Origin of the sequence: Kitasatospora nipponensis, assembly GCF_039528135.1 — a bacterium.
Classification (GTDB): Bacteria; Actinomycetota; Actinomycetes; order Streptomycetales; family Streptomycetaceae; genus Kitasatospora; species Kitasatospora nipponensis.
Genome location: NZ_BAAALF010000952.1, coordinates 1 through 577, shown reverse-complemented (window position 1 = coordinate 577; position 577 = coordinate 1). Strand labels below are relative to the sequence as shown.

The following is a 577-nucleotide window of genomic DNA, read 5'->3' as shown; positions in this document are numbered from 1 at the left end:
TCCGGGCGAGCCGCAGCTGGTCGCCGTCAAGATCGGGCGCGACCTCTTCAACCACACCTTCACCTTCGAGACCTCCAAGCACGCCACGCTGGCGTTCGCCCAGAACTGGCTCATCAAGCACGGCTGCCCACCCGAACGGACCATGCCCGAGGGCGACTTCCCGCTGCCGGCCGACGAGCTCACGCGCCGTGTCGAGGAGCAGGTCCGTACCTCGGGTGAGCGCTATCAGGTCCTCGGCACGCACACGTCGGACAGCGACCCGTGCGAGACCTGGACCTTGGTCCGCGACCCCCGCCCGACACAGGCACCCATCAGGGTCTTCCTCGAAGAAGGAGACCTGGAAGAGGGGACATACACGGTCCGTGAGGGGGCGTTCGCCGACACCGAGGCGGCTTCGACCTGGCTGGATGACCGCAGCGGGCCGATGCCCGATCCCCCCGAGTACCGGGACAGCGCCGAGGGCCTGCGGGCCCGCGCCGCACTGGCGCGTTCCAGCACCACCTCAGCGAAGACAACGCCTGCTGCGGCCACCGAACGTGCCCCCGCCCCGGTCTGGACGCAGCTCCAGTTCAACCGG

The 577-nt window shown here is 69.5% G+C and carries 1 protein-coding gene; it reads left to right on the top strand.

Annotated features, from left to right (window positions below; genetic code table 11):
* The coding region (locus ABD323_RS44260) for a glycosyl hydrolase (protein ID WP_344447644.1) at positions 1 to 577 on the top strand (577 nt) is incomplete at both ends.